The organism is Enterobacter cloacae complex sp. IR5401 (assembly GCF_049238425.1).
GTDB classification, from domain to species: Bacteria; Pseudomonadota; Gammaproteobacteria; order Enterobacterales; family Enterobacteriaceae; genus Enterobacter; species Enterobacter hormaechei_C.
The window spans coordinates 389,309-415,910 of sequence record NZ_JBMKHN010000001.1; the positions used below are offsets into that span (position 1 = coordinate 389,309).

A 26,602-nucleotide genomic window follows, 5' to 3' on the forward strand; every position below is an offset into this window, starting at 1 on the left:
GCATCGCTGAAAGCCCTCAGTTATTCTGAGGCAACGTTATAGCTTTTGCTTTCAAATTGCTGGGGAACCCTCTCCCTCTGGGGAGACGGCAGGGTGAGGGGGGTTATTCAGGCAATCCTGCACGCATCCGCTTCCCAGCGATACCCCACGCCGTACACCGCGCGAATAAACGACTGGTCGGCGTCCAGCGCCTCCAGCTTGCGGCGCAGGTTTTTGATGTGGCTGTCGATGGTGCGGTCGGTCACCACGCGGTAATCGTCATACAGATGGTTGAGCAGCTGCTCGCGGGAAAACACTTTGCCCGGCTCGTGGGAGAGCGTTTTCAACAGGCGAAACTCTGCGGGGGTGAGATCCAAAAGTTTGCTGCGCCAGCTCGCCTGGAAACGGCTTTCGTCGACGATCAGCGGGCTTTGCGCATCGAGCACCTGCAATTCACGCTGCGGCTTACAGCGGCGGAGGATGGTTTTCACCCGAGCGACCACCTCCCGCGGGCTGTAAGGCTTGCAGATGTAATCGTCGGCGCCGATTTCGAGCCCCAGCAGACGATCGATCTCTTCGATTTTGGCCGTCACCATCACGATGGGCACATCGGAGAAACGACGAATTTCGCGGCACAGGGTTAGGCCGTCGGTACCCGGCAGCATCAGATCCAGCAGGATCAGATCCGGCGGCGTCTGGCGCACGTAGGGCAGCACCTGGTCGCCGTGGCTGATAAGCGTTGGCGCGTAACTCGCAGCGCGCAAATAGTCGATCAGCAGTTGCCCAAGTTTAGGCTCGTCTTCCACGATCAAAATACGCGGTGTGTTGTCGTCAATCGGTAACTCGGTCATGCTTCCCTCGATAAATCCCGTTCCAGAGGTAACTCTACTGTAATGCTAACCCCGCCAAAAGGCGAATGGGCGGCGCGGATGGTGCCGCCATGGGCCTCCACAATGTTAACGCAAATGGCCAGCCCAAGGCCGGAACCGCCGCTGGCGCGGTTGCGTGAACCTTCGGTGCGATAGAAGCGCTCGAACAGTTTTTCCAGCTGCGCATCCTTCACGCCAGGGGCGGAGTCCGCAAAGGTCAGGGCAAAGCGCCCGTTTTCCTGCCTGCCGGAGATATGCAGCGCGCCGCCGCCGTCGGTGTAGCGGAGGCTGTTCTCCAGCAGATTATTGAACAGCTGCATCAGGCGATCTCTGTCGCCGAACACCACCGCACTGTCCGGTAGCGAAAGGTTGATTTTCAGGTCACGGCTGGCGAAGCGCTCGCGGAATGCGCCGGTCACGACTTCAAGGATATTGATCACATCGATCGGTGCTTTCTGGTAAGCCAGGGCGCCTTCGTCGGACATGGAAAGCTGATGCAGATCGTCCACCAGTTTGGTCAGCGTACCGACTTCCGCCTGAAGCGAGGCCACCGACTCGGGGGTGAACTGCCGCACGCCGTCCTGAATCGCCTCCAGCTCGCCGCGCAGCACCGCCAGCGGGGTGCGCAGCTCGTGCGAAATGTCGGCCATAAAATCGCGGCGCATCTGCTGGTTTTTTTCCAGCGTGCTGGCGAGCTGGTTGAAGTCCTGCGCCAGCTTGCCCAGTTCATCCTGGCTGCGGGTGTCCACGCGGGTCGAGAAATCACCCGCCGCCAGCTTGTGCGTGCCTTCCACCAGGCGCTTAACCGGCGCCAGCAGGCCGCGCGCCAGCGGGAAGGTGGCGAGCGCCGCAAGCAGGGTAGAAAGCGCGACAATCAACCAGCTGGTCTGACGCTGCTGGCGGTCAAAGTTGATGTCGGTGTTGCGCGTCAGCCGCTCGACCGGGGAGGCGATAACCCAGCCCACCGTGGCGCCGTTCGAGGTAATGGCGCGCTTTGTGCCGTCCGGCGGTACCGGAGAGCGTGGGCCAACGAGCACGCGCATCTCCTGATCAATCACCCAGAACTGGGTGCGCCAGCCGTGCGGCGGCATGCCCGGTCCCGGACGGTCGTCGTCATTATCGTGCTCCAGCGAGCGCAGAATTTGAAATATAAAGCGATCGTTGTTGCGCAGAAAACGCCAGTTACCGTGCAGGCTATACTGTTCCCCCAGCGCGTCGCTTAAGCCCTGTAAACGCTGTTCGTTACCGTGCTTGATGTAGTCAATAAAGCCGCGCTCAAAGCTGACCCGCACCGCCCAGTGCATAGTAATCAGCAGGACGATACAGGTGGCGAAAATCGCCACAAAAAGCTTACCGGTGATCCCCGGACGCCAGAATTTCATGGTGCACTCCTTTTGCCGCGTCGGATCACGACGTTTTTGGTCGTGTCATTCGGCACTCTGGCAAAGATAAAAGCGGGCAGAGCGATAATTACCGCCATGCTGAGGTAAGTGTATAAAAAGACCTGATGCGCGACGGGGGTGTCGGCGCTGAGATGGTGCTGACCGTACATGCCGAGCAGCAATCCGGCGACCGTGACCCCCACGCTCATGGAGAGCTGCATGATCATCGACAGCAGACTGTTACCACTGCTTGCCAGCTCGTCCGGCAGATCTTTCAGCGTCAGGGTGTTCATCGACGAGAAGCGCATGGAGTTGATGATCCCCTGGCAGAACAGCACCAGCGGCAGGATGTAGTACCAGCCCAGCAGCGCCACGGCCATAAACAGCAGGCAGACCAGCGCCAGCCCGATCGTGGCGGCCACCAGCACGCGGCGATAGCCAAAGCGGTTCAACACCTGCACCACAATACGCTTCATCCCCATGCTGCCAAGTACCATCGGGATCATCATCAGCCCGGCATGGAACGGCGAGAAGCCCATCCCAATCTGTAAAAATACCGGCGTCATAAACGGCAACATGCCGCTGCCGATGCGTCCGGCAAAGCTGCCGAACAGACCAAGACGGTAGGTGGGATTCTTGAACAGATTTAGGCTGAACAGCGCGTTAGCGTTACCTCTGGCATGCCACAGATACCAGAGAATGGCGGTGACACCCAGCGCTACCAGCAGGGCGAGCGACAGGGAGGAGATCCCCAGCCCTTTTTGCCCGTCGAGCGCGAGGGTAAGCGTCGCCATGCCAGCTGCCAGCAGGATGAAGCCAAAGAAATCAAAGCGCCGGGTCTGCATTTTATAGTTCGGCATCAGCGTCAGGGTGGCAATCGCGCCGATAATACCGACCGGCAGGTTGATCAGGAAGATCCAGTGCCAGGAGGCATACTCCACCAGAATCCCGCCCAGCGCCGGGCCAAGCAACGGGCCGACCTGACCGGGCAGGGTGACGAAGGTCATCGCCGCCATATACTGCGCGCGCGGAACAATTTTCATCACCGTTAACCGCCCGACGGGTACCATCATCGCGCCGCCGACGCCCTGTAGCACGCGCGCCATCACCAGCTGGTCGAGGGTATTGGCCTGGGCGCAAAACAGCGACCCGGTGGTAAACAGCACAATGGCGGTGAAGAAGATGTTTCGCACGCCGACTTTATCCGCCAGCCAGCCGCTGGCAGGCAGCATCACGGCGACCGTCAGCACATAGGCGACAATCACCATATGCATGTGCAGCGGGCTCTCCCCCAGGCTTTTCGCCATCGAGGGGAGGGCGGTGTTCACGATAGTCGTGTCCAGCGACTGCATAAAGAAGCCGAACGCGACGATCCACAATTGCCAGCGAACGTTACTGGGTAGGTCGGTCATTTACTCGGTCACCGTGGTTCTCTTTTTACGCGAAAAACGCAGCCGCAGGCGGTCAAAGAACAGATAGACTACCGGCGTCGTGTAGAGCGTCAGCAGCTGGCTCATCACCAGGCCGCCAACGATCGTGATCCCCAGCGGCTGGCGTAGTTCAGAGCCGTCACCGCCGGATATGACCAGCGGCAGCGCGCCGAACAGCGCGGCCAGCGTGGTCATCATGATCGGGCGAAAACGCAGCAGACAGGCCTGGAATATCGCCTCGTCCGGCGTCAGGTTGCCGTTGCGCTGGGCGTCCAGGGCAAAGTCGACCATCATTATCGCGTTTTTCTTCACGATGCCAATCAATAGCATGATCCCGATAAGCGCGATAAGACTGAATGGGGTACCGAACAGCTCCAGCGCCAGCAGCGCCCCCACGCCCGCAGAGGGAAGCGTGGAGAGAATGGTCAACGGGTGCACGTAGCTTTCGTACAGCACGCCCAGCACGATATAAACCGTGGCAATGGCCGCCAGAATCAAAATAACCTGCGAGTTCATGGTGTCCTGGAACACCTGCGCCGTACCGGCAAAGCTGCCGCGCACCGAGGAGGGCACCCCGAGCTGGGTCATGGCGCGATTAATGGCATCGCTGGCCTCAGACAGCGACGAGCCGGTTGGCAGGTTAAACGAGACGGTCGAGGCGGCGGAAAGCCCCTGGTGGTTCACCGACAGCGGGGCGTTCGACGGCTGCCAGCTGGCGAAGTACGACAGCGGAATCGCCTTACCGTCATCATTGATCACAAACATCTTGTCCAGCGCGCTGATGTCCTGGGTGTAGCGCGGATCCACCTCCATCACCACCTTGTACTGGTTCATCGGCTGATAGATGGTAGAGACTTCACGCTGCCCGAAGGCGTTGTTCAGCAGGCTGTTGGCCGCCTCCACGTTAATGCCCAGGCGGGCCATGGTTTCACGATCGTAGGTGAGCGCCATCTCCGCACCGTTGTTTTGGCTGTCAGAGTTCACGTCCGCCAGCTGCGGCAGCGCGGCCAGCGCTTTACGGATCTTCGGCTCCCACTCGCGCAGGGCGGCTAAGTCATCCGAGAGCAGGGTGTACTGATAGCTGGCGTTAGCCTGTCGTCCGCCGACGCGGATATCCTGAACGGCCATCAAAAACAGATTTGCCCCCGGCTCTTTGGCAAGCTTCAGCCGCAGGCGGTCAATGATCTGCTGCGCCGTTTCGTGACGTTCACCGCGCGGCTTAAGGGTAATAAACATCATCCCGCTGTTAACGCGCGAGCCGCCGGTAAAGCCGGTGACGTTATCCACGGCCGGATCTTCCCGGATGATTTTCATAAAGTCTTGCAGTTTGCCGCGCATCGCCTGGAACGAAATGCTCTGGTCCGCCTGAATGCCGCCCATCAGCACGCCGGTATCCTGCTCCGGGAAGAAGGTTTTCGGGATAGTGATATACATCCAGACGTTGAGGACGATGGTGCCGATCAACACCAGCCCGACAATACGCGTGTGGTTCAGCACCCATTTCAGCGATTTGCCGTAGCCGGACTGCATCGCCATCAGGACGCGGCCAAAGCCTTTCCTGCGCGGCTGCGAGTGCGGTTGGCTGCGCTTTAGCATCCAGCCGCACATCATCGGCGTCAGCGTCAGCGAAATCACCAGTGAGATACCAATGGCGACGGAGAGCGTGACGGCAAATTCGCGCAGCAGTCGCCCCGGCAGGCCGCCCATCAGCAGCAGCGGCAGGAATACCGCCACCAGCGACAGGCTCATGGACAGGACCGTGAAGCCCACTTCGCGCGTCCCCTGAAGCGCCGCCTGGAGCGGCTTCATGCCCGCTTCCAGATGGCGCGAGATATTCTCCAGCACCACGATGGCGTCATCCACCACAAACCCGGTGGCAATCGTCAGCGCCATCAGCGACAGGTTGTTAAGGCTAAAGCCGCACAGGTACATGGCGGCAAAGGTGCCTATCAGCGATACCGGCACCGCCACCGCCGGGATCAGCGTCGCGCGCCCCGAGCGCAGGAACAGGAACACCACCAGGATCACCAGCGCGACGGAGATGATCAGCGTTTGCTCTACCTCCTCAAGCGAGGCGCGGATGGTGGGGGAGCGGTCCTGCGCAATCTGGAGATCGATGGCCGCCGGAATCGTTTCCTGAAGCTCCGGCAGGCGCGCGCGGATGCTGTTCACCGTCTGAATGATGTTGGCTTCCGGCAGCTTGCGGATCATCAGCAAAATCGCCGGTTTGGCGTTGGTCATCCCGGCGTTACGCACGTCCTGCACCGAATCGGTAACGCTGGCGACGTCGCTCAGGCGCACCGCCGCGCCGTTGTTGTAGTGAATAATCAACGGCTGATACTCGGCGGCGGTTTTCAGCTCGTCGTTAGTCTGGATCTGCCAGCGGTGGCTGTTGTCCTCAATCGCGCCCTGCGGCTTACGCACGTTGGCGTTGCTGATGGCGGAACGCACGTCGTCCAGCGACACGCCCTGGTTAAACAGCGCCTGCGGATTCAGCCCCACGCGCACGGCGGGCAGGGAGCTGCCGCCGACGTCCACGTCGCCCACGCCGTCAATCTGGGCGATGGTTTGCGCCAGCTGGGTGGAGGCAAAATCGTACAGCTCGCCCTGGGAGTAGGTCTCTGACGTAAGCGTCAGGATCATGATCGGCGCGTCGGAGGGGTTGGCCTTGCGATAGGTTGGACGGCTCGGCATGCCGCTCGGCAGCAGGCTTTGGGCGGCGTTAATCGCGGCCTGCACGTCACGCGCCGCGCCGTTGATGTCCCGGTCGAAATTGAATTCCAGAATGATGCGCGTGCTGCCCAGCGAACTGCTGGAGGTCATCTCGTTAACCCCGGCAATTCGACCAAGCGAGCGCTCAAGCGGCGTCGCCACCGATGAGGCCATGGTTTCCGGCGAGGCACCCGGCAGCGAGGCGCTGACCATGATCACCGGGAAATCGACCTGCGGCAGCGGGGCCACCGGCAGCAGCCGGAAGCCCAGCACGCCGCACAGGGTGATAGCGACGGAGAGTAAAATCGTCGCCACCGGACGGTAAATGAAGAGGGCGAAAAACTTCACTTACGCCTCCTCTTCACGTTTCGGGAAGCGGCTTTTCGTCCACAGGGCCAGACGGTCAAACAGCAGGTAGATAACCGGCGTGGTAAACAGCGTCAGCACCTGGCTTACGAGCAGGCCGCCGACCATCCCGATGCCCAGCGGACGGCGCAGTTCGGCCCCCACGCCGGTGCTCAGCATCAGCGGCAGCGCGCCCAGCAGGGCGGCGAGGGTGGTCATCAGGATCGGGCGAAAACGCAGCAGACAGGCCTGGTAAATGGCCTCGCGCGGCGCCATACCCTGCTCGCGCTCGGCGGCCAGCGCAAAGTCGATCATCATGATGGCGTTTTTCTTCACGATGCCGATAAGCAGAATGATGCCGATGATCGCAATCACGTCCAGTTCGCTCCCCGCCAGCATCAGCGCCAGCAGTGCCCCCACGCCCGCCGTCGGCAGGGTGGAGAGAATGGTGATCGGGTGGATAAAGCTTTCATACAGCACGCCAAGCACGATATACATCGCCACCACCGCCGCGACAATCAGCCAGACGGTGCTGCCCAGCGCGGCCTGGAACGCCAGAGTACTGCCCTGGAACTGGGTCTGAATATCGGACGGGAAGCTGAGTTCTTTCTCCGCACCCAGAATGGCCTCCACCGCTTCGCCCAGGGAATAACCGTCCGGCACGTTGAACGAAATGGTGGTGGATGGGAACTGATCGAGATGGTTAATCGACAGCGGGGTGTGACGCTCTTCCACGCTGGCAATGGCGCTGAGCGGCACAATCCCGCCGTCTTTGCTGGTCAGGCGTATCGAGTCCAGCGCGGCAAGCCCGGGCGTGTTCTCGGTGTTATGTTCCAGCACCACGCGATACTGGTTCGCCTGGGTGTAAATGGTGGAGATAAGGCGCTGGCCAAAGGCGTTATACAGCGCGTTATCCACGTCGGACATGGTAATGCCCAGACGGCTGGCGGTGTCGCGGTTGACGTTCACGTACGCCGCCAGCCCTTTATCCTGCCAGTCGCTGCTGACGTCAGAAATCTGCGGCAGTGCTTTCAGCTTGTCCACCAGCTGCGGCACCCAGGTGCTGAGTGCATCAAGCGAGGTGGCCTGGAGCGTAAACTGGTACTGCGTGCGGCTCACCTGCGTATCAATGGTTAAATCCTGGATCGGTTGCAGATACAGCTCAATGCCCGGTACGCGCGCCACAGCGCTTTGCAGACGCTCAATAACCGCGTTGACGCGATCGTCACGGTCATCGAGCGGTTTAAGGTTAATTTGCAGGCGCGCGCTGTTAAGCGACGGGTTGGTGCCGTCCACGCCCACGTAGGCAGTCAGGCTTTCCACCGCCGGATCTTTCATGATGATCTCAGACACCTGCTGCTGGCGCTGCGCCATGTTGGCGAAGGAGACCGTCTGTGGCGCCTGAAGCGTGCCCTGAATAATGCCGTTGTCCTGAATCGGGAAGAAGCCTTTCGGAATGAAAATCCACAGCATGACGCTGAGCGCCAGCGTGCCGAGGGCCACGCCGAGCGTCGCCCAGGGATGGTTCAGGACTTTCGCCAGCACGCGGCCGTAGGCGGCAATAATGCGCTCGAACATCCGCTCGGAGGCGAGGGAGAAGCGGTTTTGCTTGCGCAAAGATTCGTGGCTCAGCATGCGGGCGCACATCATCGGCGTCAGCGTCAGCGACACCACGGCAGAGATCAGAATGGCGACCGCCAGCGTCACGGCAAACTCGCGGAACAGCCGCCCGACGATATCGCCCATAAACAGCAGCGGGATCAGCACCGCAATCAGCGAGAAGGTGAGCGAAATAATGGTAAAGCCGATCTCCCCCGCGCCCTTCAGCGCGGCGGCTAACGGCTTTTCACCTTTCTCGATATAGCGCGAGATGTTTTCGATTACCACGATGGCGTCGTCCACCACAAACCCGGTGGCGATGGTGAGCGCCATCAGCGTCAGGTTGTTAATCGAGAAGTCGAGAAATACCATTACCGCGAACGTCCCGACCAGCGAGAGCGGCACGGCAACGGCGGGAATGATGGTTGCCGGAACGTTGCGCAGGAACAGGTAGATGATCATCACCACCAGCGCAATCGCCAGCATCAGCTCGAACTGGGTGTCAGTCACTGACGCGCGAATATTCGTGGTGCGGTCAGAGAGCACTTTCACGCTGACCGATTTTGGCAGGCTTTCCACCAGCTGCGGCAGCATGGTGCGAATGCTGTCGGCGGTATCAATAATGTTCGCGCCCGGCTGGCGCTGAACGTTCATGACAATCGCCTGCTGCTTATTAGCCCACGCCCCGAGCCAGCTGTTTTCCGCGCCTTGTTCGACGGTTGCCACGTCGCCCAGGCGGATCGGTGCGCCGTTCTGGTAGGCAATAATCAGCTGACGGTATTCATCGGCGGACTGCATCTGGTCGTTGGCGGAGAGCGTGACCGCGCGGGTCGGGCCGTCCAGCGAGCCCTTCGCTGAGTTAACGTTGGCGCTGCTGATGGCGGTGCGAATGGTTTCGCTGGTTAACCCCAGCGCGGCAATGGCCTGGGCATTGAGCTTAACGCGCACCGCGGGGCGTTGTCCCCCTGCGAGCGTCACCAGCCCGACGCCTGTCACCTGCGAAATCTTCTGCGCCACGCGGGTTTCGACCATGTCTTCCACCTGCGTCATCGGCATGGCGGAGGAGGTGACGGCAAGCGTCATGATCGGCGGGTCTGCCGGGTTCACCTTGCTGTAAACCGGCGGGTTCGGCAGGTCAGACGGCAGCAGGTTGGTGGCGGCGTTAATGGCGGCCTGCACCTCCTGTTCCGCGACGTCCAGCGACAGCGCGAGCTGGAACTGAAGCGTGACGACCGAGGCACCGCCCGAGCTCTGGGAGGACATCTGCTTCAGGCCAGACATCTGGCCAAACTGACGCTCCAGCGGGGCGGTGATGGCGGACGTCACCACATCCGGACTGGCGCCCGGATAGAGGGTGACAACCTGAATAGTCGGGTAGTCCACTTCCGGCAGCGCCGACACGGGCAGAAAACGGTAGCCAATGATCCCGGCCAGCAGGATCGCCACCATCAACAGGGTCGTCGCAACCGGTCGTAAAATAAACAGGCGTGATGGCCCACCTGTAGAGCTCGGCGGCATCACCTGCATCAGGCTTTTGCTCCTGTATTCTGCGCTTCCACCACCTCGACCTGCGCCCCTTCGGTCAGCCGGTCAATACCGTCGGTTACGACGCGGTCGCCTGCGGACAGCCCGGCGCTGATCACCACCGTCTGACTGTCCTGGATCCCGGTTTTCACCAGGTGTTTGCTGACCTTGTTTTCGCTGTTCAGCACCCAGACAAAGTTGCCTTCACTGCCCATTTGCAGGGCCGCCGTCGGGATCACCACGGCGTTTTCTTCGGTCGCGACCAGCATTCGCGCATTGACGAACTGATTCGGGAACAGGGCATCGTCCTGATTGTTGAAGCGTGCTTTTAACTTGATGGTGCCGGTGGTGGTGTCGATCTGGTTATCCAGGCTCAACAGCGAACCTTCGCTCAGCTTCTGCTTGTTGGTGCGATCCCAGGCTTCAACCACCAGCGATTTTCCGGCCTTCTGCGCCTGTATCACCGTCGCAATGTCGCTTTCCGGCAGGGTAAAGACGAGATCGATAGGGTGCGTCTGGGTGATCACCACGATGCCCGTGGTATCGCCGCTGGAGATTTGGTTCCCGATATCAACCTGTTTCAGGCCCACGCGGCCGTCAATCGGCGCGGTGATCCGGCTCCAGTCGAGCTGGAGCTGGGCGCTGGCGACCGCGGCTTCGTCGGCCTTGATGGTGCCCTGAGATTCACTGACCAGAGATTGCTGGGTATCCAGCTCCTGGCGCGACACGAGGTTGGTTTTTACCAACTGCTGATAGCGGGCTAAATCGCGGCGGGCATTGGCGAGGGTGGCTTTGTCTTTCGCGAGTTGCCCCTGCGCCTGCGCCAGGGCCACCTTAAACTGGCTTGGATCGATTTCCGCCAGCAGATCGCCCGCTTTCACCTGTTGACCTTCCTGGAAGTGGATGGCCATCAGCTGACCGTCTACGCGGCTACGTACCGTCACGGTGTTGGCGGCAGTAATGGTTCCCAGCCCGGAGAGATAACGAGGCACCGCTTTATTCACCGCCGTTGCCGCCTGCACCGGTGCCAGCGCACCGCCGCGCATACCGTGGCGCCCGCCGCCCGTTGGGCGTTGTGAGGGGCTACTGGCGCCAGCAGGTGCCGTGGAGTTCGCGGACTGGCTGTGCCAGTACCAGGCGGCGGCCAGGACCACCACAATCAGACCAGCGGCGATTGCCCAGCGGGATTTGTTACTGCCTTTCATCGTTATACGTTCTCATCCTGAAACTCTTTCGGGGAATGATACTAGTTTAGTCAGGTAACACAGTGGAAAAATGGAGGAAATATGGAAGACTGTCAGGAATGGTCTGAGTGTGGTGCCGCGGTTTCGCCTTCGCCGGGTGGCGCTGCGCTTACCCGGCCAACGGTTGAAGGATCTTGTTGGCCGGGTAAGGCGAAGCCGCCACCCGGCACAACTCCATTAGCTAAACACCACCTGCGCCCAGCGCGCCAGCCCTGCTGTAACGGAGCCAAAGTCATCGCCGCCGGCAATCGGGATCCCCGGCAGCTGTTCCGCCAGCGCTTTCTTGATCAGCGGCGAACGGGCGCTACCGCCGGTCAGGTAAATCACGTCCGGCTTCACTTTGCCATTCTCAAGCGCCAGCTGCACCTGCTCCAGAATACGCTGAAGCGGCTGAGTCAGCGCCATTTCCAGCCCTTCCTGGGTGATAGCCGTAGCCAGATCGTCACTGATAAACGGCAGCGAAACCGCATGCTCAGGACGATCGGAAAGGGCGATTTTGCTCTCTTCGGCGGTGCGCACCACGCGGTAGCTCAGGCGCTGACGCCACACCTTATACAGCAGCGCGACCTTCTCTGCATCCTGTGCATCACGCACCAGATCGTTGAGGAAACGGCCATTCGCGGTGCTGTAAAAATCACTCTGGGCAGGGACGTCGTTGATGGCAATCGCGTTCCACCACGGCAGGATCGGCAGGGCGATGCCTTTCTCGGTTTGACCGCCCATGCCGAGCAGTGGCATCAGGCTCTTGAATGCCAGGGCAATATCCAAATCGTTACCGCCCACTCGGCAGCCGCTGTGCCCCAGCAGACTGTTTTCACGATCGCGACGGTGATGCCACTTCGGACCCATCAGCAGTAATGAGCAGTCCGTCGTTCCGCCGCCGATGTCCACTACCAGCACCCGTTGTTCTTCCGTCAGCGTGGCTTCAAAATCCAGCCCCGCTGCAACCGGCTCATACTGGAATACCACGTCACGGAAGCCAGCCCGGTGCGCTGCACGCTCAAGGATCCCCTGCGCCTGCTGGTTGGCTTCGTCGCCGCCCAGCCCCTGGAAGTTGATCGGACGGCCAATCACCGCCTGGGTGATGGCATCCGGCACCTGGGACTGCGCCTGATTGCGGATGTGCAGCATCATCGCGCAGACCAGATCTTCAAACATCGCCACTTGCTGTGGCTTCAGGCCGCTGGCGCCGAGGAAGGATTTCGGCGATTTAACGAAGTAGACCTCTTCCGGATCTTCAATGTACTGCCCGAGGGAAGAGAGGCCGAACTGCACGCTGGAAGGGGTAACGTCGATATCTTCCTCGCGGTTAAAGCTGACCGCACGGCGCAGCAGCGCCTGGGTTTCCGCTGCGGTAGCAGGAACCTGATGATGGCGGAACAGCCACTCGCTCACCGCTTCACGCGTCGGCGCACAGAGCATTGACGGCAACAGCGTACTGCCGTTTTCCATTTTCAGGAGCTGCGGTTGTCCGTTTTGCATTATCGCAACCGAGCAGTTTGCGGTGCCGTAGTCGAATCCAATAAACACAATAAATCCCCATGCCGGTGAGAAGGGGCGAGACTTTAGCGAAATGTCTGCCAGGCGACAACAGGAATATGAAAGCAAGGCGCAACGCGATCTTTCGGTTTATGCTGAGGTAAATTCAAAAGGAGAGACAATGTACACCCTGAACTGGCAACCGCCTTACGACTGGTCGTGGATGTTTGGCTTTCTTGCCGAGCGTGCGGTCACGGGGGTTGAGACCGTTACGAAGGATTACTACGAGCGCAGTTTTGGCTATGCCGGGCACCAGGGCGTTTTCCGGGTTACGCCAGACAGCGCAACCCATACGCTTGCGGTGTCGCTTAGCCCTGGCCTGATCCCGGTGGCGGATATCTGCCTGTACCGCATTGCCCGCCTTTTTGACCTCGATTGCGACCCGCAGCACATTGCACAGACCCTCGGCGATCTCGGCGCGGCGCGGCCGGGGTTACGTTTGCCCGGCGCAATGGATGCTTACGAGCAGGGCGTGCGCGCCATTCTCGGACAACTGGTAAGCGTGGCGATGGCGGCTAAACTGGCGTCACGGGTGGTGGCGCTGTGCGGTGAACCCATCCAGGACGCGCCGGGCTACCTCTGCTTTCCTCCGCCAGAGGTACTGGCCGCGGTGGATCCGCTGGCGTTGAAAGCCCTCGGGATGCCGCTCAAGCGTGCGGAGTCGTTGATTCATCTGGCGCAGTCGGTGGTGGACGGTGAATTCCCGCTGTTCCCGCCCGCGAACGTTGAGGACGGGATGAAGGCGCTACAGCAGCGCCCCGGCATCGGGCGCTGGACCGCGAATTATCTGGCCCTGCGCGGCTGGCAGGCGAAGGATGTTTTCCTGCCGGATGATTATCTGATTAAACAGCGCTTTGCCGGTATGACGCCCGCGCAGATCCGTCGCTACGCCGAGCGCTGGCAGCCGTGGCGCTCGTATGCGCTGTTACATATTTGGTACACCGACGGCTGGTCGCCGTCAGTTGATGGCGAAATAGCTGGTATTCAGCAGTAGATCGAGCGGCTGCGCTTCCCCAATGGTGTCGCCGTAGATAAAGTCAACGCCGATGCCCGACAGCGTATTCATCATGATCGACTGATGGCATGGCCCGGCAATGGTTTTTATGCCCAGACGCTGGGCATGGCCCTGAATGATGGTCACCATCATCTCGTCCATCAGATTGCCGTGGACGTTGGTCACCACGTCTGCATCCAGCAGCAGATAATCAGCGGTGTTGGCGCTGAGCTGGCTGAAGACGTTCATATCGCGTCCAACCCGCGTCAGCACCACGCGACAGCCAGCCTGACGAAGCTTTTGCAGACCCTGCTGCACGTTTTCATCCGTATTGCTCAGCACATCAGCGGCAATCGCCAGATGCAGCAGCCGCGCCGGCAGCGGACCTTTGGAAATGAGGTCGAGCAGCTCATCCACCAGCGTGACGCTGGCTAAACCCGCTTCTGAGAGCGGCAGCGCGACGCCCATTCCTTTGGCCGCCACCTGTGCGGCATAGGTACGGAAGAATTCGCTGAAGATACGTCGGTCCAGGGCGTGCAGCAGCTCCGGCTCCGCCAGCCCGGCGCGGAAGGCATGCTCTTCCAGCACTTCCCCCTGGCTGGTCCACAGCCGCAAGGAAATCAGCCAGAAGCTACTGCTCTCGGGAATGCGCGGCGAGGCGACGCTGCGGGCGATCATCAGCAGATGGTTATCTTTAATCATGTGCCACTGCTCATCCAGCGACATCATGCTGCGCGTGCTGTGGATCCTCTCCTGCTGGGGTTCGTAGACGGTGACCACGCCGCGCCCGCTGTTTTTCGAGGCGTAGCAGGCGATATCGGCCTGAGACATCACTTCCGCAGCCTGATAATTGGTGTCGTCAATCAGCGTAATCCCCGCACTGGCACCAATACGGTGCAGGCGTCCTTCCCAGGAAAAATGATAGTTGTTGATGGCGTCGATCAACCGGCCCGCAATGTAGCGTGCGCTTTCGACGTTGCAGTCCGGCAGCAGCAGGCCAAACTCGTCGCCGCCCAGACGCGCCAGCACGTCGCTGGAGCGCAGCATGGTCAGCATCAGCGAAGAGAGTTCGCGCAGGAGCGCGTCGCCCGCCGCGTGGCCTGCCGTATCGTTCACCGCCTTAAAACGGTCAAGATCGATAAAGACCAGCGCGTGATGCTGATGGGTCTCCTGTACTGTCTGCAACAGACGCTTCAGATGGTTTTCAAAGCTGACGCGGTTCGCCAGGTGAGTCAGGGCGTCATGTGAGGCGCTGTAACTCAGCTGGCGCAGCATTTTGCGCGACTCGGTCACGTCCTGAATCACCAGCACCGAGCCGATGGTGTTACCTTCCAGAGTGCTGAGGGGGGTAATGCTGTAATGAATGTCGAAACTGCCGCCATTGCGGCAGTTAAGCACCACGTCCTGTTCGATATCGGTACGGGACATATCGCCGCTGTGGATGTTTTCCATTAACGGACCGTTCTCGCCAAAGGTAATGTGCAGCACCTTCAGAACGGGCTGACCCAGCGCTTCGCTTTGCGACCAGCCGCTCATCTTCTCGGCGACCGGGTTCATAAAGGTGATGTTCATGTCGATATCGGTGCACAGCACCGCTTCGCCGATGGAGTCGAGGGTGATATGCAGGCGCTCTTTTTCCTGGAACAGCGCCTCGTTCAGCTGCTTCACCTCGGTCATATCCATGTTGATCCCTAACAGCCGCTCCACTTCGCCCTGTTTGTTCAGTACCCGGTTCGCCAGCGAACGAATGTGGCGGATGCCATCCTTGACGCGAATGCGAAATTCCAGCTTGAAAGGCACCCTGGCCTGAAGGGATTCTCGCAGCACCTGTTCGGCGTGGGTGCGATCTTCAGGCACCATGGCCGCATGCCAGAGCTGCCAGGTGGGTTTAATGTGCGGGGGGATCTCGTACAGCTCAAACATCCGCTTATCCCAGCTGATCACGTCCGGCTCGAGATCCCACTCCCATATCCCGATGCCACCGGCTTCGTTCGCGAGGGTGATACGCTCCATCAGGCGCTTATTGACCCACTCGGTCTGTTTCAGGTCGTTGATATCTTCAATCTGGGCAATAAAGTAGAGCGGGGTGCCGTCGGTATGGCGCACAACGGAGACGGCCAGCAGCGCCCACACCACCGCGCCGCTGCGAGTGTAGTAGCGTTTTTCGAGGCTGTAGCTATTGATCTCCCCGTTAATCAGCTGTCCCAACTGCTCCAGGTCGGTATTTAAATCTTCTGGCCAGGTTAACTGCTGAAACGTGAGCGACTGGAGTTCAGACTGGCTGTAACCGAGAAAATTGCACAGCGCCTTGTTGGCCTGGAGCCACTGGCCCTCAATGCCCACCAGCGCCATACCAATCGCGGAATATTCCATCGCATTACGAAAACGTTCTTCGCTTTCCGTAATATGTTTACGCTCGGCCCGGAAGGCATACATCACCATCGTCATAATATTGGCGGGGAGCAGCATCATCAGGAAGGGGAGCCACGGCGCGTTGAAGGTGACGATCATGGAGGAGGGCGTCATGGAGAGCGGATTTCGCGCCATCATCAGGGACACCATCATGATGGTGAATAAAAATATCAGGAACGCTTCCATACGCGGCAGACGTACCGCGCTCCACATCAGCAGAACGATGATGCAGGTGAATGGCCACGGCAGCCAGGTGATTGCCGTCCAGCAAAGAACCAGCGTAACGACCAGGGTCACCAGCGTTTCCAGCAGCAGTTTCGGATTGCGGTGGCGCAGCAGGTAATGCGGTTTAAACAGCAGACCTAAAGGCACCAGCGCCAGCGCGCCAATGGCCTCTGAAAGTACCCAGACAAGGAAATTACGCAGCGGCTCCGCGCTCGGCACCAGAAAATGAACCAGAACGCCCCCCACCAGCGGCGGCACAAGGGCACTGCCGAGGGCAAGCCGGACCCAGTCGTTGAGGTTTTGCAGCGGATTATACCAGGGGAGCAGTTTACGCAGTAACAGCGCGCCAACCGTGGCCTCAATGATATTAATCGCCGTGTAGGTGATGTTGAGCGATTCCCATGAGAAGAGCATCCACGAGGCAAAGATATTGCCAAAAGAGCAGGCGAGGGCAATGCCGGGCCACATTTTTCCCGCGTGGCGGTAAAACGCTACCATCATTATTGAAGTCGGGAACCACAATGGCGCCAGCAGCGTACCGAAGCGAGTCAGTTCGAGGGAAAATAAGGTGAAGATGAACGTGACCAGACCCAGAAAGACAAGCCGCAGTAAAGGATGTGGGGTAGTAACCAAAACCCGCTGGTATTGTTTATTCATTACCGCTCTATCCAGGGACGCCATGTTGTCAGGAGCCAGGTCCGGACGCGTGAAATTAATAATTTGGTTTATGCTAGTACAAACATTTTACAATTCATATGCCGAGTGCTCAGATTTTGACTTCATAGACTTATAAAATAGTTACTCTGCGAAGAATGGTGATGAAATGGTGAAAATCCGCGCGTAAAAATTTCGCTAAAGGCGTGAAACGGCGCTTTTCAGCCCGCCTCGCATAACCTGCGCATTCGACTGGTATCACGCCCCCGAAATCCCTATAATTGCCGCGTTTGACGCTCCGGCGTCGTCCTTCCTTACATCCAGGTTAATCAGGTCGCTAAATTTATGACTGATAAGTCTCATCAGTGCGTCATTATAGGCATTGCCGGCGCATCCGCTTCAGGTAAAAGTCTTATTGCCAGTACGCTCTACCGCGAACTGCGCGAACAGGTTGGTGATGAGCACATCGGCGTAATTCCCGAAGACAGCTACTATAAAGACCAATCCCATCTTTCGATGGAAGAACGCGTTAAAACCAACTACGACCATCCTAACGCGATGGATCACAGCCTGCTGTTCCAGCATCTGGAAGCGCTAAAGAGCGGCAAAGCGATTGAACTGCCGGTTTACAGCTACGTTGAACATACCCGTACGCAAGAAACCGTGCGCATTGAGCCGAAAAAAGTCATTATTCTGGAAGGGATCCTGCTGCTCACCGACGCCCGCCTCAGGGAGTCGATGCACTTCTCCATTTTCGTGGATACGCCGCTCGACATCTGCCTGATGCGCCGTATCAAGCGCGACGTCAACGAGCGCGGCCGCTCTATGGATTCGGTGATGGCGCAGTACCAGAAAACGGTACGTCCGATGTTCCTGCAATTTATCGAACCGTCCAAACAGTATGCCGACATTATCGTGCCGCGCGGGGGTAAAAACCGCATCGCTATCGATATCCTGAAGGCGAAGATCAGTCAGTTTTTTGAATAAACCGCCCGAATTGTGTACCGTTCAAAGGTAACCGTTTGCCCTGCGCGCCTCCTGCAGCAGGGCGTGATGCACGAAAGGAGAAAGTGCCATGCGTCTTTGTGACCGAGATATAGAAGCCTGGCTGGATGAAGGCCGCCTCTCTATTACGCCGCGGCCTCCCGTGGAGCGTATTAACGGCGTCACCGTTGACGTGCGTCTGGGGAACAAATTCCGTACCTTTAGCGGCCACACCGCGCCGTTTATCGATCTGAGCGGGCCGAAAGACGAAGTCAGCGCCGCGCTGGATCGGGTGATGAGCGACGAAATCGTGATTGAGGATGGCGACGCCTTTTATCTCCATCCGGGCGAGCTGGCGCTGGCGGTCACCTTTGAGTCGGTGACCCTGCCTGCCGATCTGGTGGGCTGGCTCGACGGGCGCTCCTCCCTGGCGCGCCTGGGTCTGATGGTTCACGTCACCGCTCACCGTATCGATCCAGGCTGGTCAGGCCGTATCGTGCTGGAGTTCTTTAATGCGGGTAAACTGCCGCTGGCGCTGCGACCGGGCATGATGATCGGCGCGCTCAGCTTTGAGCCGCTGACCGGCCCGGCAGAACGCCCTTATAATCGCCGCCAGGATGCGAAATATCGCGATCAGCAGGGTGCGGTGGCCAGCCGTATTGATAAAGACTGAGCGTAAGGCCGGTCCACTGAGGATGCCATGAGAAGAGTTCTGACAACGCTGATGATCTTGCTGGTGGTGCTGGTTGCTGGCCTTTCCGCGTTGGTGCTGCTGGTTAACCCGAACGATTTTCGCGCCTACATGGTGCGTCAGGTCGAAGCGCGCAGTGGATATGAACTGAAGCTGGAAGGGCCGCTGCGCTGGCATGTCTGGCCGCAGCTCAGCATTCTTTCCGGTCGGATGTCGTTAACCGCCCCTGGCGCCTCGGCGCCGCTGGTGAGCGCCGACAACATGCGGCTGGACGTTACGCTCTGGCCGCTGTTGTCGCATCAGCTCCAGGTGCAGCAGGTAATGCTCAAAGGGGCGGTGATTCAGCTGACACCGCAGACCGAGGCCGTTCGCGACAAGACCGCGCCGGTGGTGCCGCACGAGAACACCCTGCCGGATGCGCCTGAGGATGCGGGCTGGTCTTTTGATATCGGCAGCCTGAAGGTGGCTGATAGCCTGCTGGTCTTTCAGCATGAGGATGACGAGCAGGTGACGGTGCGCAACATCAACCTGCAAATGGACCAGGATGAACGTCACCGGGCCGCGGTGGAGTTTTCCGGGCGGGTGAACCGCAACCAGCGCGACATGAACATCACCATGAAGGCGAACGTCGACGCCTCCGATTACCCGCACCGGCTGACGGCGGATATCCAGCAGCTTGGCTGGACCCTTTCCGGCGCGGATCTGCCTGCGCAGGGGATTACCGGACAAGGAACGCTGCAGGCGGTCTGGCTTGAAGAGCAGAAGCAGCTTCAGCTCAACAATCTGCAGCTCCAGGCCAACGACAGCAAGCTGCAGGGGCAGGCGAACGTTATTCTTGACGAGGCGCCGAAGTGGGTCTTTGATCTGCAGTTTGACAGGCTCAATCTCGAAAATCTGCTTGCGCCGCAGGGCGATGCTGCCCCGCAGAGCAGAGCGGCGCAGACGGGGCAGGCGGCGAGACAGACGCGCCCGGTCATCTCCTCGGCGGTTGACCAGCCGGAATATAACGGTCTGCGCGGCTTTACCGCCGACATCAGGCTGAAGGCCAACAGCGTGCGCTGGCGCGGGATGGACTTTACCCAGGTCAACGCGCAGATGCTGAATCATGAGGGGCTGTTAACCATCACCGAGCTGAGCGGTCAGCTGGGTGACGGACGCCTTTCGCTGCCGGGCTCGCTGGATGTGCGCAATGAGACCGCCAAAGCGGAGTTTCAGCCGCGGCTGGATAACGTTGAGATTGGCACTATCCTGAAGGCGTTTAACTACCCCATCTCCCTGACCGGCCACCTGACGATGGCCGGGGATTTCTCCGGTAGCCGCATTGACGCCGACGCCTTCCGCCGCAGCTGGCAGGGGCAGGCGAAGGTCTCGCTCACCGGCACCCGCATGGAGGGGCTTAACTTCCAGCAGCTGGTGCAGCAGGCGGTGGAGCGCAGCAGCAGCGTTAAGGGGAGCGAGAGCTTTGATAACGCGACGCGTCTGGATCGCTTTACCAGCGATCTGACTCTCGACGATGGGCAGCTGGCGCTGAACGCGATGGAAGGGGAGTCGTCCATGCTCGCGCTGACCGGCAGCGGTACGCTGGATCTGGTGCAGGAGAGCGCCGACACACACTTTAACGTGCGGGTGCTCAACGGCTGGGAAGGCGAAGGGAAGCTGGTGGATTTCCTGAAGGAGACGCCAATTCCTCTGCGCGTCTACGGCAAATGGCAGGAGCTGAACTACAGCCTGCAGGTGGACCAGGTGCTGCGTAAACAGCTTCAGGGCGAGGCGAAGCGTCGTCTCAACGACTGGGCGGATAAGAACAAAGATTCGCAGAATGGCAAGGATGTGAAGAAGTTTTTGGATAAGCTTTAAGTCTGATTGCCCCTCACCCTTTCCCCCTCTCCCCAAAGGGGAGAGGGGGAAAGGGTGAGGGGAAACCCGCCCAACCTACCGTTTCCCTACACCTCGTAATCCAGCGTCTCCTCTTTACGCAACGGAATCAACTGCACCTTCTGAACGCGGTGGCTCTCTACCTGCAGGGTTTTCAGCAGGTAGTCGCCCACCGTCACCTCTTCGCCCGGCTTCGGTATACGCTGCAGATACTCCATCAGCAGGCCCGCGATGGTGTGATATTCCCGGCGTTCATCCAGCGGCAGCGGGACAAACTGCACCAGATCCTCCAGCGGCATATGCCCGTTGGCGGTCCAGGAGCCATCGGCGTTTTTCTGTATATCGTGCCGCGCGTCAATCTCATCCACTTCATTGGGCAGATTCCCGGCGATGGTTTCCATGACGTCGCTGAGCGTCACCAGCCCTTCAACGGAACCAAACTCGTCCACCACAAAGGCGAAGTGGGTGCGGGCATTACGGAACTGCTCCAGCGCAGAGAGCAGCGGCAACCCTTCAGGGAAAACCAGCGGCTGGCGCACCAGCACCTGCAGATCAAGCGGCTCGCCGCGAAGCTGCTGGTCAAGCAGATCGATAATATGTACCACGCCCACCATATCGTCAGACTCCTCCCCGCCGGTCACCACGATGCGGGTGTGCTGGTTTTTGTCCAGCAGGGCGCGAACCTGCGCTTCTGGCGCGTTCAGGTCGATATGCTCAATGTCGTGACGCGAGGTCATAATGCTGCTGACGGTGCGCTGGTTCAGGTTCAGCACCCGCTCGATCATCAGCCGCTCCTGGCTGTTAAATATCTGGCTATCGTCATGATCGGCCAGCAGAGAGGCGGACTGGGCATCCAGCTCCGCATCCTCCTTCTGGCCGCTTAAGAGGCGCATCACCGTTTCGGCGGTGCGCTGGCGCAGCGTCTGGTTCGCCGAAAGGAAGCGGCGGCGATTAAAGATCGCCAGCTGGTTCAGCGCTTCGATTATCACCGAGAAGCCAATCGCGGCGTACAGGTAGCCCTTCGGAATATGAAAGCCAAATCCCTCCGCCACCAGGCTAAAGCCGATCATCAGCAGGAAACTGAGACAGAGGATCACGATGGTGGGATGGCTGTTGACAAAGCGCGTCAGCGACTTGCTCGCCATCACCATCAGGGAGATAGCGATAATCACCGCGGCCATCATGACCGCCAGATGATCGACCATCCCGACGGCGGTTATCACGGAATCGAGCGAAAAGACCGCATCCAGCACCACGATTTGCGCCACCACGGCCCAGAACTTTGCCCCCCGGCGCTGGGTCGGGTTTTCGCTGTCTTTCCCCTCCAGCCGTTCGTTAAGCTCCACCGTCGCTTTAAACAGCAGGAAAAACCCGCCGACGAGCATAATCAGATCGCGGGCGCTAAAGCTCAGGCCGCGCACGGTGAAGAGGGGCGTCGTCAGCGTCACCAGCCAGGAGATCGAAGCGAGCAGCAGCAGGCGCATTCCCATCGCCAGCAGCAGCCCTGTTACCCGGGCGCGGTCGCGCTGGGCCGGAGGAAGCTTTTCGGCGAGGATAGCAATAAAGACGAGGTTATCGATACCGAGCACTAACTCGATGACGACAAGCGTCACCAGCCCGGCCCAGATTGATGGATCGGCAATCCATTCCATAGCGTAAGCAATACCTTCTGTTATATGACTAATGTCACACTTTGATCATGGATAAAGCTGGAGCAAATTTCAATGCCAGCCCGGAATTTCTCTTGCAGAACATAATAATAATAGCTGATCAAATAACCTTATTATTTCCGGGTGGTATCATCATCATTAAAAAGAATGACGCGGATAAATTTCACCGAGCTGTTTTCTTTCCGGTTAATTGTCAATATAAAGAAAATCCTAAAACCAAAGAAATTTGCTCTTAATATTATTCTTAAAAGCAAAACTTCGGACAGTTGTCTCCTTGCCTGCTATTAGGTTAGCTGCAACAATTCTTCCAGCATCAAATGTTAAAAGTTTTTGCTGCTATTTTTCATCTGGCCAACAGGGCTGAAATTCTTTCTCAGCCGGGCAATTAATTTGCCTGATATAAACCTGCGCGGCCATATCTGAGAGGGTGTTTATCCATAAGATATTGTTAAGACAGTGGATTGGTAACTGAAAGCCAAGGGCGGTAGCGTGCCTGAAAGCGTGAGAATCAGCCTCGATTATTCTGTCAATAGCCAATGGATGAATAAGCATTTTTTAGGACTGATGCCAGTTATATTTCAAAAAGATTAACTGCATCGTGAATCTCTTCTGCAAGTACGCTTATTTAAATTGCACAGGATAATTACTCTGCCAAAGTGATAAATAATCAATGATGAAATCCAAAATGAAATTGATGCCATTATTGGTGTCTGTGACCTTGATGAGTGGTTGCACGGTCTTTCCCGGCAGCAATATGTCAACCATCGGCAAAGATGTGATAAAGCAACAGGACGCGGATTTCGACCTTGACCGCATGGTGAATGTCTATCCATTAACCCCGCGCCTCGTCGAACAATTACGGCCTCGTCCTAACGTTGCGCAGCCGAATGTGTCGCTGGATCAGGAGATCTCCACCTATCAGTACCGCGTTGGGCCGGGTGATGTGATTAACGTTACCGTGTGGGATCACCCGGAGCTGACGACGCCAGCCGGTCAGTACCGTAGCTCGAGTGATACCGGCAACTGGGTCCAGCCGGACGGCACCATGTTCTATCCCTATGTCGGCAAAGTCCGCGTCGTAGGCAAAACTCTGGCGGAAATTCGTAGTGATATTACCGGCCGTTTAGCGCAGTACATCGCTGACCCGCAGGTGGACGTTAATATCGCCGCGTTCCGCTCGCAGAAAGCCTATATCTCCGGCCAGGTGAATAAATCGGGCCAGCAGGCGATCACCAACGTGCCGCTGACGGTGCTGGATGCGATTAACGCCGCGGGCGGCCTGACGGAAGATGCCGACTGGCGCAACGTGGTGCTTACGCATGACGGAAAAGAGGAGCGTATTTCGCTACAGGCGCTGATGCAAAACGGCGATCTGAGCCAGAACCGCCTGCTCTACCCGGGCGACATTCTCTACGTGCCGCGTAATGACGATCTGAAAGTGTTCGTGATGGGCGAGGTGAAAAAGCAGAGCACGCTCAAGATGGACTTCAGCGGCATGACGCTCACCGAAGCGCTGGGCAACGCCGAAGGTATCGATCTGACCTCCTCCAACGCCAGCGGCATCTTTGTTATCCGTCCGCTGAAAGGCAAGGGGACCGACGGCAAGATCGCCAATATCTACCAGCTCGATATGTCCGACGCGACCTCGCTGGTGATGGCGACCGAGTTCCGCCTGCAGCCTTACGACGTGGTTTATGTCACCACCGCACCGGTTGCCCGCTGGAACCGTCTGATCAACCAGTTGCTGCCAACCATCAGTGGCGTTCGCTACATGACGGACACGGCAAGCGACCTTCACACCTGGTAATGCGCGATGTTTAACAAAATTCTGGTGGTCTGTGTGGGGAATATTTGCCGTTCCCCTACGGCAGAAAGACTGCTCAAACAGTATCTGCCCGCTCTGACGGTGGAATCCGCCGGGCTGGGAGCACTGGTGGGCAAATGTGCCGACCAGCGGGCGACGGAGGTTGCCACCGCGCACGACCTCTCGCTGGACGGGCATTGCGCCCGTCAGATAACCGCCCGCCTGTGCCGCGAATATGATCTGATCCTCACGATGGAAAAACGCCATATCCACGCGCTCTGTGAGATTGCTCCCGAGATGCGCGGCAAAGTGATGCTGTTTGGTCACTGGGATAACGAATGTGAGATCCCCGATCCCTATCGCAAAAGCCGCGAGGCGTTTGAAGCGGTTTACACCTTACTCGATCGGTCTGCCCAACAGTGGGCGCAGGCACTGAAAGCTCAGCAGGGATAACAATGACAGAAAAGACAAAACCTTCTGCCGCCCCGACGTCGGGCAGTGATGAAATTGATATCGGCCGCCTGATTGGCACCGTCGTCGAGGCGAAATGGTGGGTGCTGGGCATTACCGCCCTGTTTGCGGTCTGCGCCTTCATCTATACCCTTTTCGCCACGCCTATCTACAGCGCCGACGCGCTGGTGCAGATTGAACAGGATACCGGTAACTCGCTGGTGCAGGATATTGGCTCGGCGCTCTCCAATAAGCCGCCCGCATCGGAAGCAGAAATACAGCTGATTCGGTCGCGTCTGGTGCTGGGCAAAACCGTCGACGAACTCGACCTCGATATCTCCGTGACCAAAAATACCTTCCCGATTTTTGGGGCAGGCTGGGATCGGCTGATGGGCCGTCAGAACGACACGGTGAAGGTCACCACCTTTAACCTGCCGAAAGGCTCGGGCGACACGGTCTTTACCCTGACGGTGCTGGGGCCGAAACAGTATCAGCTCACCAGCGACGCCGGGTTTGACGCCCGCGGCGAGGTAGGTCAGCCGCTGCGTAAAGCGGGCGTGGAGATGATGGTCAGCGCCATTCAGGCGCAGGAAGGGAGCGAGTTTACCGTCACTAAATTCTCCACCCTGGGGATGATCAACAACCTGCAAAACAACCTGACCGTAACGGAAAACGGTAAAGATACCGGCGTGCTGAGCCTCACCTTTACCGGTGAAGACCGGGATCAGATCCGCGACATCCTCAACAGCATTACCCGCAACTACCTTGAGCAGAACGTGGCGCGCAAGTCGGAAGAGGCGGGCAAAAGCCTGGCGTTTCTCGCGAAGCAGCTGCCGGAAGTGCGCGCGCATCTGGATGACGCCGAGAACAAGCTGAACGCCTACCGTCAGGATAAGGATTCGGTGGATCTGCCGCTGGAGGCCAAATCGGTGCTCGACTCGATGGTCAACATCGACGCCCAGCTCAACGAACTGACCTTTAAAGAGGCGGAGATCTCCAAACTCTATACCAAACGCCACCCGGCTTACCGCACCCTGATGGAAAAACGCCAGGCGCTGGAGGAGGAGAAGGCGAAGCTGAACAACCGCGTGACCGCGATGCCGAAGACCCAGCAGGAGATCCTGCGGTTGACCCGCGACGTGGAGTCGGGCCAGCAGGTCTATATGCAGCTGTTGAATAAACAGCAGGAGCTGAAGATCACCGAAGCGAGTACCGTAGGCGACGTACGTATCGTCGACCCGGCCATTGCCCAGCCGGGCGTGCTGAAGCCGAAGAAAATGCTGATTATTCTGGGCAGCATTATTCTCGGCCTGATGCTCTCTATTGTCGGCGTACTGCTGCGCTCGCTCTTTAACCGCGGTATCGAAAGCCCGCAGGCGCTGGAAGAGCATGGCATCAGCGTTTATGCCAGCATCCCGCTCTCGGAGTGGCAAAAATCGCGTGACAGCGTCAAGACCATCAAAGGGGTCAAACGCTACAAGCAGAGCCAGCTGCTGGCGGTGGGTAATCCGACCGACCTGGCGATCGAGGCGATTCGCAGCCTGCGTACCAGCCTCCACTTCGCCATGATGCAGGCTAAGAACAATGTACTGATGATGACCGGGGTCAGCCCCTCCATCGGTAAGACCTTTGTCTGCGCCAACCTTGCTGCGGTGATAAGCCAGACCAACAAGCGGGTGCTGCTGATCGACTGCGATATGCGCAAAGGCTACACCCACGAGCTGCTCGGCACCAACAACGTCAACGGCCTCTCTGAGATCCTGCTCGGCAAAGGGGATATCGCCCAGTGCGCCAAGCCGACCTCCATCACCAACTTTGACCTCGTGCCGCGCGGGCAGGTGCCGCCGAACCCGTCAGAGCTGCTGATGAGCGAACGCTTCACCCAGCTGGTGGAGTGGGCCAGTAAAAACTACGACCTGGTTCTGATCGATACCCCGCCGATCCTGGCGGTGACCGATGCGGCAATTGTCGGCCGTCACGCGGGCACCACCCTGATGGTGGCGCGTTACGCGGTCAACACCCTGAAAGAGGTGGAGACCAGCCTCAGCCGCTTTGAGCAGAACGGCATTGAGGTGAAAGGGGTGATCCTTAACTCCATCTTCCGCCGCGCCACCGGGTATCAGGATTACGGGTACTACGAGTACGAATATAAGTCTGACAGTAAGTAAAACATTTCCCCTCACCCTAACCCTCTCGCCTCCGGGGAGGGGGCCGGGGTGA

General features: G+C 58.7%; 16 protein-coding genes. 7 read left to right on the top strand and 9 right to left on the bottom strand.

Annotation, left to right across the window (positions count from 1 at the left end; all coding sequences use genetic code 11):
* Positions 1 to 107: 107 nt before the first annotated feature.
* The 7 genes from baeR to yegD form a co-directional block, all read right to left on the bottom strand.
* Positions 108 to 830: a two-component system response regulator BaeR gene (gene baeR, locus ACOTX1_RS01775; protein ID WP_015572364.1), complete on the bottom strand. Its 723-nt coding sequence runs from the start codon at positions 828 to 830 to the stop codon at positions 108 to 110.
* A complete protein-coding gene (gene baeS, locus ACOTX1_RS01780; RefSeq protein WP_006811258.1) occupies positions 827 to 2,230 on the bottom strand; it encodes a two-component system sensor histidine kinase BaeS in 1,404 nt (467 codons plus the stop codon). Before baeS ends, baeR begins: the two co-directional genes overlap by 4 nt.
* Positions 2,227 to 3,642, bottom strand: a complete 1,416-nt coding sequence (locus tag ACOTX1_RS01785; RefSeq protein ID WP_126497797.1) for an MFS transporter — start codon at positions 3,640 to 3,642, stop codon at positions 2,227 to 2,229. Before ACOTX1_RS01785 ends, baeS begins: the two co-directional genes overlap by 4 nt.
* Positions 3,643 to 6,720, bottom strand: a complete 3,078-nt coding sequence (mdtC, locus tag ACOTX1_RS01790) for a multidrug efflux RND transporter permease subunit MdtC (RefSeq protein WP_023314479.1) — start codon at positions 6,718 to 6,720, stop codon at positions 3,643 to 3,645. It lies immediately after the preceding gene.
* Positions 6,721 to 9,843 carry an MdtB/MuxB family multidrug efflux RND transporter permease subunit gene (locus ACOTX1_RS01795; protein ID WP_022651491.1) on the bottom strand — a complete coding sequence of 1,041 codons (3,123 nt, stop codon included), beginning with the start codon at positions 9,841 to 9,843 and terminating at the stop codon, positions 6,721 to 6,723.
* Positions 9,843 to 11,045 carry an MdtA/MuxA family multidrug efflux RND transporter periplasmic adaptor subunit gene (locus ACOTX1_RS01800; RefSeq protein WP_022651490.1) on the bottom strand — a complete coding sequence of 401 codons (1,203 nt, stop codon included), beginning with the start codon at positions 11,043 to 11,045 and terminating at the stop codon, positions 9,843 to 9,845. The genes ACOTX1_RS01795 and ACOTX1_RS01800 overlap by 1 nt, the downstream gene beginning before the upstream one ends.
* A 216-nt stretch (positions 11,046 to 11,261) precedes the next feature.
* Positions 11,262 to 12,614 carry a molecular chaperone gene (gene yegD / locus ACOTX1_RS01805; RefSeq protein ID WP_023314478.1) on the bottom strand — a complete coding sequence of 451 codons (1,353 nt, stop codon included), beginning with the start codon at positions 12,612 to 12,614 and terminating at the stop codon, positions 11,262 to 11,264.
* Positions 12,615 to 12,744: 130 nt separating this feature from the next.
* Here yegD and alkA point away from each other — a divergent pair, with 130 nt between their 5' ends.
* Entirely contained in the window at positions 12,745 to 13,617 is an 873-nt protein-coding gene (gene alkA, locus ACOTX1_RS01810) for a DNA-3-methyladenine glycosylase 2 (protein ID WP_023314477.1), read from the top strand.
* On the opposite strand, the gene ACOTX1_RS01815 is transcribed toward alkA, so the two are convergent.
* Complete coding sequence (locus ACOTX1_RS01815; protein WP_023314476.1) at positions 13,582 to 16,911, bottom strand: diguanylate cyclase; 3,330 nt, start codon at positions 16,909 to 16,911, stop codon at positions 13,582 to 13,584. The two genes, alkA and ACOTX1_RS01815, sit on opposite strands and share 36 nt — an antisense overlap.
* Before the next feature lie 342 nt (positions 16,912 to 17,253).
* On the opposite strand from ACOTX1_RS01815, the gene udk reads away from it, so the two are divergent.
* From udk to asmA, 3 genes are all read left to right on the top strand, one after another.
* Positions 17,254 to 17,895, top strand: a complete 642-nt coding sequence (udk, locus tag ACOTX1_RS01820; RefSeq protein ID WP_061709673.1) for a uridine kinase — start codon at positions 17,254 to 17,256, stop codon at positions 17,893 to 17,895.
* A gap of 88 nt (positions 17,896 to 17,983) precedes the next feature.
* Positions 17,984 to 18,565 (top strand): dCTP deaminase, encoded by a 582-nt coding sequence (dcd, locus tag ACOTX1_RS01825; RefSeq protein WP_061709672.1) that lies wholly within the window; start codon positions 17,984 to 17,986, stop codon positions 18,563 to 18,565.
* Between the two features lie 27 nt (positions 18,566 to 18,592).
* Positions 18,593 to 20,440, top strand: a complete 1,848-nt coding sequence (gene asmA, locus ACOTX1_RS01830) for an outer membrane assembly protein AsmA (protein ID WP_194303423.1) — start codon at positions 18,593 to 18,595, stop codon at positions 20,438 to 20,440.
* Positions 20,441 to 20,526: 86 nt separating this feature from the next.
* Here asmA and ACOTX1_RS01835 read toward each other — a convergent pair whose 3' ends face one another.
* Positions 20,527 to 22,110 carry a TerC family protein gene (locus ACOTX1_RS01835; protein WP_194303425.1) on the bottom strand — a complete coding sequence of 528 codons (1,584 nt, stop codon included), beginning with the start codon at positions 22,108 to 22,110 and terminating at the stop codon, positions 20,527 to 20,529.
* A gap of 688 nt (positions 22,111 to 22,798) precedes the next feature.
* Here ACOTX1_RS01835 and ACOTX1_RS01840 point away from each other — a divergent pair.
* From ACOTX1_RS01840 to wzc, 3 genes are read left to right on the top strand one after another with little or no spacing between them, the layout of a single operon-like run.
* Entirely contained in the window at positions 22,799 to 23,935 is a 1,137-nt protein-coding gene (locus tag ACOTX1_RS01840; protein ID WP_061709669.1) for a polysaccharide export protein, read from the top strand.
* Between the two features lie 6 nt (positions 23,936 to 23,941).
* Positions 23,942 to 24,385, top strand: a complete 444-nt coding sequence (gene wzb / locus ACOTX1_RS01845; RefSeq protein ID WP_061709668.1) for a low molecular weight protein-tyrosine-phosphatase Wzb — start codon at positions 23,942 to 23,944, stop codon at positions 24,383 to 24,385.
* 2 nt (positions 24,386 to 24,387) lie between these two features.
* Entirely contained in the window at positions 24,388 to 26,550 is a 2,163-nt protein-coding gene (wzc, locus tag ACOTX1_RS01850; protein WP_194303432.1) for a tyrosine-protein kinase Wzc, read from the top strand.
* Positions 26,551 to 26,602: the final 52 nt, after the last annotated feature.